Annotated in this window: 10 protein-coding genes; 7 read left to right on the top strand and 3 right to left on the bottom strand. The window is 73.3% G+C overall.

The window, feature by feature from the left end; genetic code table 11:
- Position 1 precedes the first annotated feature (1 nt).
- From POL25_RS20945 to POL25_RS20930, 4 genes are read left to right on the top strand one after another with little or no spacing between them, the layout of a single operon-like run.
- The gene (locus tag POL25_RS20945; protein ID WP_272087896.1) at positions 2 to 2,362 is read left to right on the top strand and encodes a SpoIIE family protein phosphatase; all 2,361 of its coding nucleotides are present in this window, start codon (positions 2 to 4) and stop codon (positions 2,360 to 2,362) included.
- Between the two features lie 23 nt (positions 2,363 to 2,385).
- Entirely contained in the window at positions 2,386 to 2,949 is a 564-nt protein-coding gene (locus POL25_RS20940; RefSeq protein ID WP_272087895.1) for a slr1658 superfamily regulator, read from the top strand.
- Entirely contained in the window at positions 2,946 to 3,320 is a 375-nt protein-coding gene (locus tag POL25_RS20935; protein WP_272087894.1) for a slr1659 superfamily regulator, read from the top strand. Before POL25_RS20940 ends, POL25_RS20935 begins: the two co-directional genes overlap by 4 nt.
- Before the next feature lie 13 nt (positions 3,321 to 3,333).
- Positions 3,334 to 4,560: an adenylate/guanylate cyclase domain-containing protein gene (locus POL25_RS20930; RefSeq protein WP_272087893.1), complete on the top strand. Its 1,227-nt coding sequence runs from the start codon at positions 3,334 to 3,336 to the stop codon at positions 4,558 to 4,560.
- Positions 4,561 to 4,727: 167 nt separating this feature from the next.
- Here the strand turns inward: POL25_RS20930 and POL25_RS20925 are convergent, their stop codons facing one another.
- Positions 4,728 to 6,227 carry a protein kinase domain-containing protein gene (locus POL25_RS20925; protein WP_272087892.1) on the bottom strand — a complete coding sequence of 500 codons (1,500 nt, stop codon included), beginning with the start codon at positions 6,225 to 6,227 and terminating at the stop codon, positions 4,728 to 4,730.
- Positions 6,228 to 6,277: 50 nt separating this feature from the next.
- Here POL25_RS20925 and POL25_RS20920 point away from each other — a divergent pair, with 50 nt between their 5' ends.
- The 3 genes from POL25_RS20920 to purT all read left to right on the top strand — a co-directional run bounded on the left by POL25_RS20920 (position 6,278) and on the right by purT (position 12,495).
- Positions 6,278 to 7,432 (top strand): enolase C-terminal domain-like protein, encoded by a 1,155-nt coding sequence (locus POL25_RS20920; RefSeq protein ID WP_272087891.1) that lies wholly within the window; start codon positions 6,278 to 6,280, stop codon positions 7,430 to 7,432.
- 14 nt (positions 7,433 to 7,446) lie between these two features.
- Complete coding sequence (locus POL25_RS20915; protein ID WP_272087890.1) at positions 7,447 to 11,133, top strand: serine/threonine-protein kinase; 3,687 nt, start codon at positions 7,447 to 7,449, stop codon at positions 11,131 to 11,133.
- 165 nt (positions 11,134 to 11,298) lie between these two features.
- Complete coding sequence (gene purT, locus POL25_RS20910) at positions 11,299 to 12,495, top strand: formate-dependent phosphoribosylglycinamide formyltransferase (RefSeq protein ID WP_272087889.1); 1,197 nt, start codon at positions 11,299 to 11,301, stop codon at positions 12,493 to 12,495.
- A 157-nt stretch (positions 12,496 to 12,652) separates the two neighbouring features.
- On the opposite strand, the gene POL25_RS20905 is transcribed toward purT, so the two are convergent.
- On the bottom strand, positions 12,653 to 13,975 hold the full coding sequence (locus tag POL25_RS20905; protein ID WP_272087888.1) for a hypothetical protein: 1,323 nt from the start codon (positions 13,973 to 13,975) through the stop codon (positions 12,653 to 12,655).
- Positions 13,972 to 15,018 (bottom strand): radical SAM protein, encoded by a 1,047-nt coding sequence (locus POL25_RS20900; RefSeq protein ID WP_272087887.1) that lies wholly within the window; start codon positions 15,016 to 15,018, stop codon positions 13,972 to 13,974. Before POL25_RS20900 ends, POL25_RS20905 begins: the two co-directional genes overlap by 4 nt.

The raw sequence follows: 15,018 nt of genomic DNA, 5'->3' as shown, positions 1-15,018 counted from the left end.
CATGGCCACCACGGGCTCCAGGTTCCGCACCAAGTTCGTCCTCGTCGCTGGGGTCGGGCTGGTCATCGGGCTGACGCTCGCCGCGCTGGCCTCGCTGCGCGGCATCAGCTCGCTCGGCAGCGACGCCTCGGAGGAGATCCGCAAGGGCCTCGAGCGCGCCAGTCGCGAGTACCTCACCAACCACCTCGAGGACACCGCGCAGCGCGTCGAATTTCTCCGCGGCCGCGCCGGCGCCGAGCTCGGCGTGCTCGCGGCGGTGACCCAGACGCTCATCGATCAACAGGCCGCGCTCGCGCCGCTGACCGCCGCGGCCGCCGCGGCCGGCCCGCTGCGCGACGCCCTCGTCTACGATGCGCGCGGCGAGTGGTCGCAGACCCCCGCGGGCGAGCCGACGGCCGTGGCCGTGTGGGGCTACCTGCACGCGCCTGCTGCTCCGAATCAACCTGGCCTTCGGGACATCAAGCCTGAGGTCCGCGCCGCCGTCGCGCAGACCGCCCTGCTCGACCTGCTGTTGCCCGCGCAGCTGCAGCACGGGGCCGAGAAGCAGGCCATGTACTTCATCGGCCCCGAGGGCGCCGAGTACCTGCGGATCGCCCCCTACGCCGACGCCGCCGGCCACGCCGACCAGCTCTACCCCGGCCACAACAACAGCCCGTTCTGGGGCTTCTACTTCCCCGGCATCGTCGACGGCTGGAAGCGCTGGCTCGCCGATCCCGCGCGCATGCGCGAGCCCGCGACGCAGCTGACCGGCACCGCGCCGTACACCGACGCCGGCGGCAGCGGTGCGATCATGACCCTGTTCCAGCCGGTGTGGGACGCCACGCGCACGCGCTTCGCCGGGGCCGTCGGCGTCGACGTCACGCTCGGCCAGCTGATCCGCTACGTCCAGGATCTGCGGCTCGCCGGCTCGGGCTTCGCCTTCCTCGCCCAGGACAACGGCAACGTGTTCGCCGTGCGCGACGACGGCCAAAACATCCTCGGCCTGCAGGAGGTCCGCGGCGCCTCGGGCGGCGGCGTCGACATCTTCCAGCGGTTCCTGCACCAGTCGCGCGACCCGGCGATCCGGGCCCTCGCGCTGCCCAGCGGCGACGCCGTCGACTACCGCGACCCGGTCGCGATCGGCGGCCAGGACTACGTGGTCGTGCTCAAGCGGCTGGCCCCGTTCAACGCCTGGTCGGGCTCGGCCGACATCGTGCCCGAGCGCTGGACTCTCGGCTTCGTCGTCCCCGCCGCCGAGATCTACGCCTCGCTGCACAAGGCGCGAGACACCATCGCCGCCAGCAGCCGCGGGATCCTCTTCAACCAGATCGCCATCACCCTCTTCGCCCTCGCGGTGGTGATGTTGGGGATCTTCCTGGTCTCGCGGCGCATGACCGGCGCGCTGGTCGACCTCGCCGCCGGCGCCGGCAAGATCGCGCAAAAGGACTACGAGGTCCGCGTCGACGTGCGCAGCGACGACGAGTTCGGCGCCCTCGGCCGCGCCTTCAACCAGATGGCCGCCGAGATCCGCGCGAATACGCACGACCTCGAGCGCCTGGTCGAGCAGCGCACCGCCCAGCTGCAGCGGGCCTCCCGCGAGATCATGGCGCTCAACGAGCGGCTCGCGCAGGAGAACCTGCGGCTCGGCGCCGAGCTCGACGTCGCCCGCCGGCTGCAGCTCATGGTCCTGCCGCCCGAGCGCGAGCTGGCCGAGATCGAGGGCCTCGACGTCGCCGGCTACATGCGCCCCGCGGACGAGGTGGGCGGCGATTACTACGACGTCCTGCGCGCCGGCGACGGCGTCAAGATCGGCATCGGCGACGTCACGGGCCACGGGCTCGAGAGCGGCGTGCTGATGCTGATGATCCAGACGGCCGTGCGCACGCTGCAGGCCGCCGAGGAGCGCGACGCGGCGCGCTTCCTCAACATCGTCAACAAGGTCCTCTACCAGAACATCCAGCGGGTCGGCCTCGACCGCACCGCCACGCTCGTCCTCCTCGACTACGCGCAGGGGGTGCTCCGCCTCACCGGGCAGCACGAAGAGGCGGTGGTGGTCCGCCAGGACGGCTCGATCGAGCGCATCGACACGATCGACCTGGGCATGCCCGTGGGCATCGAGGTCGACATCGCCGCCTTCATCGCCCGCACCGAGGTGCGCCTGTCGCCGGGCGATGTCGTCGTCCTGTACACTGACGGCATAACCGAGGCGGAGGACATCCACGGCGAGCAGTACGGCATCGACCGCCTGTGCGAGGTCGTGCGCCGGGCCCACGAGCGGCCGGCGACGGACATCAAGCAGGCGATCGTCGACGACGTCATGCGCTTCATCGGCGCGCAGAAGGTCTTCGACGACATCACGACGGTGGTGATCAAGCGGCGCTGAGGCGCACGAGGCGGACGGAGAGTATGGACGGCATCATCGGCGAGTACAGGGAGCCCACGGACGCAGGACCGCGCGTCACGCTCGTGTTCTACCCGGGGGCGTTCCCGGTCAGATGGAACCAGTGCAGCGTCGCGGCCGACTTCTTCGCCGAGTACTTCGTCGAGGTCAGCGAGAGCGAGCTGACCGAGGAGGCCGAGCGGCGCGACTTCATCGGCAGCGTCGGCTACGTGCTCAACGAGCTGATCGAGAACGCGGTCAAGTTCTGCGCCGGCGGCACCGTCGTCATCGAGGCCGGCGTCGAGACCGGCGAGTTCGTGGTCGTCGTCAGCAACCAGATCGCCACCACCACGGTCGACGGCCTGCGGGTCAAGTTCGCCGAGCTGCTCGACGGCGATCCCGCCGACCTGCTGATGCAGCGCGTCGAAGAGAACGCCGCCAACCCCGAGCTCACGACCTCGGGCCTGGGATTTCTCACCATGCTCTCGGACTACAAGGCCCGGCTCGGCTGGCGCTTCGACCCCGCGCCTGGCAATCCTGACAACGCGCTCCTCAAGACCACCGCCCGCCTACAGGTGAAATCGGCATGACGGACACGACAACGCGACCCACCGGGTCGGAAACCGACATCAAAGGCCCCGGCTACCGCGTGTGGTTCGACCTGCCCGCGCGCACGCTCCACTTCGAGGGCGTGCTCCGCCTCAGCACCAGCGAGTACAAGCCGATCGAGGACCTGCTCGACGGCGTGCTCCAGGCCAGCCCGACGCTCGCCCTGCGCATGACCGAGCTGCAGTTCCTCAACAGCTCGGGCATCAACATGCTCTACAAGTTCGCCATCGCCGCGCGCAAGAAGGGCGAGACGGAGATCAAGGTCCACGGCTCGTCGACCATCCCGTGGCAGGGCAAGTCGCTGCCCAACCTCAAGAAGTTCCTGCCCGCGATCGTGATCGCGCTCGACTGAGCCGGCCGCCCGCATGCTCACGGACGATGCGCGCTGGCGGCGAGCCCTCGCCGACCCCGAGGCCGCGGCCGAGCTCCTGGCCGACCCGGCCGCCCGCGCCGCGTTCGTGGCCGCCGCGGCCGCGCTGCAGGCCGAGCACGACGACCTGGTGCTGCTGCACGACTCGACGCTCGAGCACGCCAACGAGATCGAGGAGCAGCTGGCCGTCAAGATCGAGCAGGTCGAGGCCCTGGTGGTCGAGCTCGAGCTGCGCAACACCTTCATCCGCCAGATGTTCGGCCGCCACGTCACCGACGAGGTCGTCAACACGCTGCTCGCCTCGCCCGAGGGCCGCCAGCTCGGCGGCGAGCGGCGCACGCTGACGATCCTGATCTCCGACCTGCGCGGCTTCTCGACCCTGTGCGAGGGCCTCGGCCCCGAGCAGGTGGTGGCGATCCTCAACATCTACCTCGGCGCCATGGCCGACGTGATCGGCGAGTACCGCGGCTCGATCAACGAGTTCATCGGCGACGCCATCCTCGCGGTGTTCGGCGCCCCGGTGCCGCAGGACGACCACCCCGAGCGCGCGGTCGCCTGCGCGATCGCCATGCAGCGGGCCATGGGCGAGGTCAACGCCGCCCTGGCCGCGCACGGCCTGCCCGCGCTCGAGATGGGCATCGGCGTCCACACCGGCGAGGTCGTGGTCGGCAACATCGGCTCCAACCGCCGCGCCAAGTACGGCGTGGTCGGCCGCCACGTCAACCTGACGTCGCGCATCGAGAGCTACACCGTCGGCGGTCAGGTGCTGATCTCGGAGTCCGCCGCGCGGGCCCTCGGCGATCGCCTGCGCACCCGCGGCTGCTTCGAGGTCCGGCCCAAGGGCGTGCGCGAGCCGATCACGATCCACGACGTCACCGGCGTCGACGGCCCGTTCGCCATCCACATGGCCGAAGAGACAGCCGAGTGGCGGATCCTGGCCCAGCCGCAGCCGCTGGTGTTCACCGCGCTCGAGGGCAAGGACACCGGCGGTCAGGAGGTCCCGGCCCTGCTGGTCGCCCACGACGAGCGCCACAACGCCGAGCTGCAGGTGTCCGCCCCGCTGCCGCTGCGCGCCGACCTCAAGCTGGTGCTCGCGGCCCTGCCCGGCGTCGACGCCTACGCCAAGGTCGTCGCCGCCAGCCCCGGCCGCGCGGTGGTCCGCTTCACTGCCCTGCCGCGCGCGCTGACCGAGCTGCTCGACGCCCTGCCCGCGCGCGCGTGAGGCCAAGACGCGCTGCCCGGAGGGGCGACCGCGTCCACGGCACGGGCGCCGCGTTTCACGATGGCTTGAAAGACATGCCCGTTCAGACATGTCGTGACGCACATGACACATCGACCATGTCGCTGCAGACATGCCCCCAGGGACATGTCCTCGAGCACCGCCTCCGCTCAGCGGCGGCGGGCCACCACGGTCGCGTGCATGTCGCTGCCGTCGAGCGCGTCGTCGAGCGGCTCGTCGATGTCGATGATCACGCTCTCGCCGCCCGAGGTCGTCGGCGCGCTGACCGTCACGGCCGGGCGCGGCGGGGCCGAGCGCGGCGCGCCCTCGGCCCGCGGCGTGCGGCCCTCGACGCCGGCGAAGCGGGCCGCCAGGGTGCGCACGAAAGCGCCCATCCACGGCTTCATCGAGGTCAGCTCCTCCTCGATCAGGTCGCTGGTGATCTTCGTCAGCGTCGCCTCCTCGACCACCAGCACGCTGGCGGTCCGGCGTGACGCCGCGAAGATCGAGGTCTCGCCGAACACGTCGCCGGGCCCGAGCCAGCGCAGCGACACGTGGTGCCCGGCCTCGATCTTGTAGACCTCGAGCCTGCCGGCCAGGACGATGTAGGCCGCGTCGCCGATCTCGCCCTCGCGGATCACGTGCTCGCCGGCGGCGAAGCGGACCGTCTGGAAGCTGCCGCTGCCGCGCAGCAGCCGGACGATGTCGGCCTGCAGCGCCGCCACGCTCGGGTAGCGGTCGTCGGGATCGCGGCGCAGCGCCCGGGTCACGATGCGCACCAGCTCGCGCGGGAACGGCACCGACACGTGTGTGTCGGGCGGGGCGAACTTGGCCTCGCGGGCCATGATCAGCGCGTCCATGGCGGTGCGCGCGGTGTACGGCGGCCGGCCCGCCATCATCTCGTAGAGCAGCGCCCCCATCGAGAACACGTCGGCGCGCTCGTCGAGCGGCTGGCTGTTGGCCTGCTCGGGCGACATGTACGAAGGCGTGCCGAACACCAGCCCGTCGGTCTCCGACGGCGGCAGCGGCGGCAGGGCGTCGCGGACCCACTGGGCCTCGTCGTCACCGGACCGAAGCGGCAGCAGCTGCGCCCCGCCCCAGTCCATCAGGTAGACCTGGCCGTAGGCGCCGACCATCACGTTGGCCGACTTGATGTCGCAGTGGATCACCCCGCGGCTGTGCGCGAACGACAGCGCGTCGCACACCTTGACGAAGATCTCGAGGCGGTGGAACAGCCGCTCGTGGTCGGTCGCCGCCTCGCCGCCGATCAGCGCCTTGAGGCTCTGGCCCTCGACCAGCTTCATCGTGAAGTACAGCTGACCCTGCTCGTCGCGCCCGAGCTCGTGGATCGGCACGATGTTGGGGTGGTCGAGCTGGCCGGTCACCTGGGCCTCGCGCAAGAACCCGTGCACCAGGATCAGGTGCTCGTAGGTCTTGGCGTGCATGGTCTTGGCGGCCATCCGCCGCTGCAGCACCTCGTCGAACGCCAGCCGCACCGCGCCCATGCCTCCGCGCGCCAGCTCGGCGCCGAACGACAGCCGCTGGATCCGGTCCGGCAGCGCCGCCTTGATCAGGGCCTCGAGCCGCTCCTCATAGGAGAGCGGCGAGTCGCGGTCGAACAGCCGCTCGAGCGCGGCGCTGGACGAGCCTCCGGGGCGGCGAACGGACATGCGGGGCCACCATACAATGCCGCGTCGGCGGTGGTACACCGTGGAGCCGCATGGACCTGCGCGCCGCCCTCGTCACGCTCCGCCTGCGCCATCCGTTCGGCCTGTCGCGCGGCACCGTGAGCGAACTACCGAGCTTGCTCGTGCGCCTCGACCCGGAGGGTCCCGGATGCCGCTTGCCCGAAGGCCCCGATCGCCGCGGCCTCGGCGAGGCCTCGCCCGTGCGCTACCTCGGTCAGTCGGCGGCCGCCGCTGCGCCGCTGGCGGCCGCGATCGCGGCCGAGCTGGCGCCGGCGATCCTCCTCGACCCGCGCGCGATCGCGGCCGCCGGCGCGCGCATGCGCGAGCTCGCCCCCGACCACTCCGCCGCCCGCTGCGCCGTCGACACCGCCCTGTGGGACGCGGCCGCCCGCGCCGCGGACCGCCCCCTGCCCGACCTCCTGGCCGATCCCGACGTGCTCGATCGGGCAGGTCTCGAACGACATGTCCTTTCGGCCACATCGGGCGCGACCGTCACCTCTTACACGATCGCGCTCGACGAGCTCGACGCGATGGCCGCCCGCGCGGCCGCGGCCGCGCACCTGCCGGTGCTCAAGATCAAGCTCGGCAAGGGCCGCGATTTCGACCGTGCGGCGCTGCGAGCGGTCGCCGCCGCCGCCCCGCGGGCGCGCCTGCGGATCGACGCCAACGGCGGCTGGACCGCGGACGACGTGCGCGCCCTGCTCCCGCTGCTCGTCGATCTCGGGGTCGAGCAGCTCGAGCAGCCGCTGCCTGCGGGTCGGCCTGACCTCCTCGCGGCGCTCGCGCGCGACATCCCCCTGCCGATCTACGCCGACGAGGACGTGCAGGGGCCGGGCGACGTGGCGGCCCTGCGCGGCCGGGTCGCCGGGATCAACGTCAAGTTGATGAAGTGCGGCGGGATCTCGCCGGCGCTGGCGACGATCGCCGCGGCCCGGGAGGCCGGCCTGCGGGTGCTCGTCGGCTGCATGATCGAGACCCGCGTCGGGCTCGCGGCTGGCGCCGCCCTGGCCCGCCTCGCCGACGAGGCCGACCTCGACGCCCACATGCTCACGCGGGACGATCCGATGCCGCCGGGGAGCCAGGTGCGGCTCGCGCCCGAACTACCGCGGCTTTGCGGCCCCGGCCTCGGCGTCCCGCCCGGGGCCTTGCCTACGGACGGCGACCTCGGGCCCGCCCGCGTGGCATAATCCATACTCTGCCCTTGAAGTCCGACGAGCCCCAGGCCCGCGCCTCGCTGCCGGTGACGCCACCTGTCCCTGAGGACATCCTGCCGCGTACGCTCGGCCGCTACGAGCTGGTGCGACGGGTCGGCTCCGGCAGCATGGGTATCGTCTACGCCGCGATCGAGCGCGACAGCGGCCGCACCGTCGCGGTCAAGACCCTGCACCAGCTCGACCCCGGCGCGCTGTTCCGCCTCAAGAACGAGTTCCGCAGCGCCGCCGGCCTGTCGCACCCGAACCTCGTCAGCCTCCATCAGCTGATCTCGCACGACGACGAGTGGTTCATCACCATGGAGTTCGTCGACGGCGTCAGCTTCGTCGACTATGTCCGTGAGGGCATGTCCGAAAGGCCAGATGCAGCGCCGCCGCCCGAGCGCATGCGCCCGGCCCTGCTGCAGCTCGCCGCCGGCGTCAGCGCCCTGCACGCCGCCGGCAAGCTGCACCGCGACCTCAAGTCGTCGAACGTGCTGGTCAGCGGCGACGGTCGCGTCGCCATCCTCGACTTCGGCCTCGCCGCCGACGACGTCGGCGAGGGCGGCGAGGACGGCCTGCTCGGCACCCCGGCGACGATGGCCCCCGAGCAAGCCGCCGGCAACCCGGCTTCGTCCGCGAGCGACTGGTACGCCATCGGCGTCATGCTCTACGAGGCGCTCACCGGCCGCCTGCCCTTCAGCGGCCCGCCGCTGAAGATCCTGCACGCCAAGCAGCACGAGGACCCGACCCCGCCGCAGCAGCTCGCGCCCGACGTCGACCTCGAGCTGGCCGCGCTGTGCATGGGCCTCCTGCAGCGCGACCCGGCCGCGCGGCTCGGCGGCGCCGACATCCGCGAGGCGCTCGGCGAGGCCCCGCTCGGCCCGACCGACTCCGGCGCCCGCTTCGTCGGCCGCGACGACCTGCTGTCGGCCATGCGCGACGCCTTCCAGCTCGCGGTCGCCGGCTCGCCGGTGTGCGTGTACGTCCGCGGCCGCTCGGGCATCGGCAAGACCGCCGTCATCGATCGCTTCATCGCCGAGCTGCGCCGCACCGACCGCGCCTTTGTCCTGCAGGGCCGCTGCTACGAGCGCGAGAGCGTGCCCTACAAGGCGTTCGACAGCGTGCTCGACGCGCTCGCGCAGCACCTCCGCCACCTCCCGCCCGAGGAGGCCGCGGCCCTGTTGCCGCGCGAGATCCACGAGCTCACGCGGCTGTTCCCCGTGCTCGCGCGCGCGGCCGTGGTCGCCGACCTGCCGCAGCGCAACTTCGTCGCCCCCGACCCGCAGGAGGCTCGTCGTCGCGCCTTCCGCGGGCTCAAGGAGCTGCTGGCACGGATCGCCGATCGCCGCCCGCTGGTGCTGCGCATCGCCGACCTGCAGTGGGGCGACGAGGACAGCGCGCGCCTGCTCGTCGAGCTGCTGTCGCCCCCCGATCCGCCGGCGATGCTGTTCATCGGCTCCTACCGCATCGACGAGGACGACGCGCCGATGCTCCGCGAGCTGCGGCGGCTCGGCGCGCGGCCCGAGCTCAAGGCGCTGGTGCGCGACCTCCTGGTCGAGCCGCTGTCGCCCGATCAGGCCGAGGAGCTCGCGCTGTCCCGGCTCGGTCGCGACAGCGACAGCGCCCGCGCCGAGGCGCGCCGGATCGCCGCCGAGTCGGGCGGCAACCCGCTGTTCGTCGAGGAGCTCGCGCGCCACATCGCCGGTCATCGCGGCTCCGCGCCGGCCGAGGTCTCGCTCGACGCCGTCGTGCGCACGCGCCTCGCCGGCTTGCGCGCGGCCGGTCGCAGCTTGCTCGAGATCGTCGCCGTCGCCGGGCGGCCGATCCCGCCGAGCCTCGCCTTCACCGCCTCGGGCGTCACCGATCGCGCGGTCCTCGGCGAGCTGCAGGCGCAGCACCTGCTGCGCACCCTCGCCAGCCGCAGCGGCGACACCATCGAGTGCTACCACGACCGGATCCGTGACACCGTGCTCGCGCAGCTCGGCGGCGATCGACTGGCGCAGCTGCACCGCACCCTCGCCGACGCGCTCGCCCAGGCCGCCGACGATCCCGAGCTGTTGGCGCACCACCTCCACGCCGCCGGCGCCCTGAAGGAGGCCCACACCGCCGCCGTCGCCGCCGCCGAGCGAGCCGCCGCCACGCTCGCGTTCCAGCGCGCCGCCCAGCTGTACGGCCGCGCGCTCGCGTGGGCCGATGACCTGGCCGACGACGAGCGCCGGGCCTTGCTGCGCCGCCGCGCCGACGCGCTCGCGCTCGCCGGTCGCAGCGCCGAGGCCGCCCCCGTCTACGCCAGCGCCGCCGAGGGCGCCACCGCGGCCGAGTCGCTCGAGCTGCGCCGCCGCGCCGGCGAGCAGTTCCTCGTCAGCGGCAACATCGATCAGGGCGTGCGGATGCTGCGGCCCGCGCTCGTCGAGGTCGACCTCGGTTACCCGGCCACGCCCGGCCGCGCCAACATGTCGATCATCACCCGCTCGACGCAGCTCAGCTTGCGCGGCCTCGGCTTCGTCGGCGTGCGCGAGGAGCAGGTCCCGCCGGCCGACCTGCTGCGCCTCGACGTGTGCCTGTCGGCGGCCGTCGGCCTCGCCTTCGTCGACCCGATCCGCGGCTACAGCTTCTTCCAGCGCGGCCTGCTCCTGGCCCTTCAGACAGGTGAGCCCCACCGGATCGCCCGCGCCCTCGCCGGCGTCGGCGCCATGGTGATGAGCCGCGGCACCGCCAACGCCGTCGGCCGCGGCACCACCCTCCTCAAGGAGGCGCGCAAGCTCGCCGACCAGCTCACGGACGCGCGCCTCGTGGCCCTGTGCGAGATCATCGACGCCATCGCCGACGTCTCGCTCGGCCGCTGGCGCCGCGCGCTCGAGCACAACGAGCAGGGCGCCCAGGTCCTGCTCGACCGCTGCGTCGGCGTCGGCTGGGAGCTCGACCTCGCCCGCATGAGCTCGATGGGCGGGCTGTTCATGCTCGGCGAGCTGTCCGAGCTCGGCCACCGCGCCCACGCCTGGCTGCGCGAGGCCGAGGACGCCGGCGATCTTTGCGGCGAGGTCTGGTCGGCCCTCTACAGCGCCTATGCCCTGCTCGCCGCCGACGACATCACCAGCGCCCGCGATCGCGTGCGCGGGGCGATGCGTCGCTGGTCGAAGGACGGCTTCCACTTCCAGCACATGCTCGCGCTGCTGCTCGAGACCTCGTGCGACCTCTACCAGGGCCAGGGCGGGTCCGCGTGGCAGCGCCTCGCCGAGAACTGGGTCGCCGTCGAGAACTCGTACATCCTCGGCTGGCAGGGCCAGCGGATCCTCTTCCTCCACGCGCGGGGCCTCGCCGCCGTCGCCGCCGCCCGCGAGCAGCCGCACAACGCCGGCGTGTTGCTCGCCGCCGCCGAACGCGACGCCGCCCAGCTCGAGGAGGACCGCGCGCTGCGCCACGACTCGGTCGCCATGGCCGCGCTGATCCGGGCCGGCATCGCCACGCAGAACGGCGACATCCCGCAGGCGCTGGTCCGCCTCGAGGCCGCCGCCGCCAGCTTCGACACCGCCGACATGCGCCTGCACGCCGCCTGCGCCCGCCGCCGCCGCGGGGAGCTGCTCGGCCCCACCGGCGCGCCGCTGATCGCCCAGGCCGATCAGGTCCTCGAGTCGCAGGCGATCCTCCGCCCCGCGCAGTGGAGCGCCATGTTCAACGGCAGCGCGCCCACCTGAAGCGCGCCCGCGGCCGACCGGCGTGACCGCCGCGGGCCGACCGGCGTGAGCCCCGCACCGCCGCCGCGCGCGTGCCTGCCTGCCCCTCCGACGCGCGTGACCTCGCGCCCGCGGGGCCCGCCTTGCCGCGCGCGACAGTGCGCCACTATCCTGCGCGCGCTCGCCATGGATCTCACGCTCGGCACTCCTCTCTCTCCTTCGTCCACGCGGCTGCTCCTGCTCGGCTCGGGCGAACTCGGCCGCGAGGTTGCGATCGAAGCCATGCGCCTCGGCGTCGAGGTCGTCGCTTGCGATCGCTACGCCAACGCCCCGGCGATGCAGGTCGCCCACCGCAGCCACGTGTTCGACATGCAGGACCGCGACGCCGTGCGGGCCGTCGTCGCCCGCGAGAAGCCCCACTACATCGTCCCCGAGATCGAGGCCATCGCCACCGACGCGCTCGTCGAGCTCGAGAGCGAGGGCTGGAGCGTCATCCCGACCGCGCGCGCCGCCCGGCTCACCATGGACCGCGAGGGCATCCGCCGCCTCGCCGCCGAGACGCTCGGCCTGCCGACCAGCCCCTACGCCTTCGCCGACACCCACAAAGAGGTCGAAGCCGCCGTCGAGCGCCTCGGCCTCCCGTGCGTCATCAAGCCGGTGATGTCGAGCTCGGGCAAGGGTCAGAGCACCGTGCGCACCGCCGCCGACGTCGCCACCGCCTGGGAGTACGCGCTGTCGGGCGCCCGTGGTCGCTCGGCCCGCGTCATCGTCGAGGGCTTCGTCCCCTTCGACTACGAGATCACGCTGCTGACGATCCGCACCCGGCACGAGGGCACCCTGTTCTGCCCGCCGATCGGCCACCGCCAGGAGCGCGGCGACTACATGGAGTCGTGGCAGCCGCACGCGATGGCCCCGAAGGCCCTCGCGCGGGCCCAGGAGATCGCCGCCGCGGTCACCGAGGCGCTCGGCGGCGCCGGCCTGTTCGGCGTCGAGCTGTTCGTCGTCGGCGACGAGGTCATCTTCAGCGAGGTCAGCCCGCGCCCGCACGACACCGGCATGGTCACCATGATCACGCAGGACCAGAGCGAGTTCGAGCTGCACGTGCGCGCGATCCTCGGCCTCCCGATCGGCGAGGTCATCCTCCGCGCGCCCGGGGCCTCCGCCGTGGTCCTCGCCGACCGCCCCGGCACCAACCCGCGCTTTACCGGCGTCGGCAAGGCCCTCGCCGACCCGCGCACCAAGATCCGCCTGTTCAGCAAGCCGGACACCCGCAAGTACCGGCGCATGGGCGTCGTCCTGGCCTACGGCGACGACGTCGCCGAGTGCCGCGCCCGCGCCGAGGCGGCCGCCGCCGAGATCCGCGTGGTCGTCGACGCCGGCTGACCGCCGCTGCGGGACATGTCGCCCCCGACATGTCCGTTTAGGCATGTCCTCTGCGACATGTCGCTTGCGACATGACCCTGACGCCATGCCCTGAGGGACATGTAGCGTGCCGCCCCCACGCGTCGTCGCGCTCGCTCCCGGCGATGGCCGGCTCGCCTCACCCGTCGAACAGCTCGAGCAGCGTGCGCAGCCCCGGCGACCCTGGTGCCTGCGGCTTCTCGGCCAGCGCTCGCCGGATCTCGAGGTGGGCCGCCGGCAGGATCGCTCGCAGCCGCTCGAGCGCCTGCGCCTCGCCGCGCTGGGCCGCCGCCACCTGCGCCCGCACCTGCTCGCGCCCGGCCGGCGTCAGCCGCGGCCCGACGTCCCACGCCGACGCGACAGCGCCTGCCCCGAGGGACATGTCCCCGAGTTCATCGTGGCGCAGCTTCGCCGGCCGCCCGGCCCACAGCGCGTCGAGCCGCCGCAGCTCGAACCGCTGCCCCGGCTGCAGACGCTCGGCCCGGCCGGCGCGCAGCAGCGTCACCTCGCCGTCCGTGGCCGTCAGCGTCAGCGTCGCCTCGCTCGCCCACGTGCCCGCGTCGCTGCCCGGATAGTGGCTCCTCGCCGCCCCGAGCAACCCCTTCGGCACCCGCAGCCCTGAATGTCCGACCGGCGGCGCCGCCTTGCTGCGCCACGCCGTGAACTCGATCGGCCCCGTCTCGAACTGCCCCTTCAGCAGCGCCTCGCAGGCCCGCAGGTGCCGCTCGAGCCGCCCCAGCAGCTCGGCCCGCTCGCGCGCCCCCGCCGGCAGCGGCGCCGCCCGACGCCACACGTATCCGGCCAGCCCCGCGTGCAGCAGCGGCAGCGCCTCCATCGTCGTCAGCAGCGCCTGCAGCTCCGCGATCGTCTCGCTGCCGCCAGCCTTGCGAATCTCCACGTGAGCTCGCCAGCGCGTACGGAACGCCTCGCCCTCCGCGCCGCCCGCCGCGTCGGCCAGCGCCTCGAGCGCGGACGCGACCTGCAGCCACCTCGGGTCCTGCGCCGGCGTCGCCTCGGGCATCGGCACCAGCGCCAGCGCCAGCCGCTTGCCCGGCCCCGCGTCGAACCCGTCGCCGGCGACCAGCCGGGCCCAGCGGCCCAGCGCCGCCTCGTCGGCCAGCGGGAACGCGTCCGCCTCGAGCTGCGGCGCCGGCCCGGGCTCCTCGCCTGCCTCTTTGGACATGCCCCTGGAGCCCTGTCCCGAAGGACCTGCCCCATCCGACATGTCCTCGGAGCCCGCCGCCGGCCGCCGCTCGGCCGCCTGCCCGCCCGGCTCCTCGCGCCCGCGCAGCCGGTCGGCGCAGCCCTGGACGAACACCACCAGCAGCGCCAGCAGCCGGATCGCCGGCGCCGCCGTGCTCGAGAGCAGCGCCACCTGGCCGCTGCGCCAGCGCAGCACCACCGCCGCCGCCAGCGCCAGCGCGACCGCGAACCCGCCCAGATCGAGCCACCAGCGCCTCACACGGCCTCCTTGCGGCAGGCCCCGAACGCCTGCTCGCGGCACGGGTTGCCGTTGCGGGCCTGCAGCCAGCACTCGTGGCCGTCGGAGCACTCGCCGTGGCCGGCGCTGCGGAAGCGCCGGAAGCCGCGGGTCCAGATGTCGCGCAGCGGCCGGTCGCGCACGTTCCCCTCCGACTCGCGCAGGTCGGTGGTGGTGCACGGCAGCACCTCGCCGGTCGCCCCGATGACGCAGGAGATCCGGCCCGCGCCGCACAGGAACGGCTGGTCGCGATAGAAGCGATCGTCGGCGCCGGCGCTGCCCCACTCGTTGCACAGCTCGACGTGGAACAGCCCGCGCTTGCGGCGGGCGAACGCCGCCACCCGCTGCAGCTGCTCCGGTGTCGGGCACAGCGCCGTGTGCTCGGCCCCGCGGCCCTCGGGCGCGAACAGGTGCAGCCCCCACGAGTCGGCCCCCGAGGCGGCGACGAGCGGGAACAGGTCGGCCAGGCGGTCGGCGTTCTCGCGCGTCACCGTCGTGCCCGCCACCACCTCCGGGCAGCCGCACTCCTTGAGCGTGCGGATGGCCGCCAGCGCCGCCGCGTGGCTGCCCTGACGCCCGCGGAACAGGTCGTGCTGCCGCGCCTCGCCGTCGAGGCTGATCGCCGCCAGCGTCGGCGGGTGGCGCTCGAACATCGACCTGAACTTGGGGACATGTCCGCCGTGCGTGTGCATGGCCCACTCGAGCCCCTGCGCCCGCGCGTGCGCCACGATCTCGGCGATGTCGCGGCGCAGCAGCAGCTCGCCGCCGGCGATCACGAACGTCGGCTTGCCGAGCGCCACCAGCTCGTCGACCACCAGGCGGATGGCCTCCTGCGTCGTCAGCTCGCCTTCGGCCCGCTTGCCCGCGCCGGAGTAGCAGTGCGGACAGCGGAGGTCGCACATCGCCGTCGCGATCCACTGCACCGCGACCGGCCTTCGCACGAGGCGGAGCGCGTGCAGCAGCCGCGTCTCGGTCTCCCACACTTCGGGCGCGGCGCGAGCGTAAAGACGGTGGAGCAGGCCCAT

It is taken from the genome of Nannocystis bainbridge, assembly GCF_028368995.1.
Lineage (GTDB): Bacteria > Myxococcota_A > Polyangia > Nannocystales > Nannocystaceae > Nannocystis > Nannocystis bainbridge.
Note: the sequence above shows the minus strand (reverse complement) of the source record. Positions and strands in the feature narration are given on the sequence as shown.

Coding starts and splice junctions, on each gene's coding strand:
- POL25_RS20945 (WP_272087896.1), top strand. CDS start 2: ATGGCCACCACGGGCTCCAGGTTCCGCACCAAGTTCGTCCTCGTCGCT.
- POL25_RS20940 (WP_272087895.1), top strand. CDS start 2,386: ATGGACGGCATCATCGGCGAGTACAGGGAGCCCACGGACGCAGGACCG.
- POL25_RS20935 (WP_272087894.1), top strand. CDS start 2,946: ATGACGGACACGACAACGCGACCCACCGGGTCGGAAACCGACATCAAA.
- POL25_RS20930 (WP_272087893.1), top strand. CDS start 3,334: ATGCTCACGGACGATGCGCGCTGGCGGCGAGCCCTCGCCGACCCCGAG.
- POL25_RS20925 (WP_272087892.1), bottom strand. CDS start 6,227: ATGTCCGTTCGCCGCCCCGGAGGCTCGTCCAGCGCCGCGCTCGAGCGG.
- POL25_RS20920 (WP_272087891.1), top strand. CDS start 6,278: ATGGACCTGCGCGCCGCCCTCGTCACGCTCCGCCTGCGCCATCCGTTC.
- purT (WP_272087889.1), top strand. CDS start 11,299: ATGGATCTCACGCTCGGCACTCCTCTCTCTCCTTCGTCCACGCGGCTG.
- POL25_RS20900 (WP_272087887.1), bottom strand. CDS start 15,018: ATGGGCCTGCTCCACCGTCTTTACGCTCGCGCCGCGCCCGAAGTGTGG.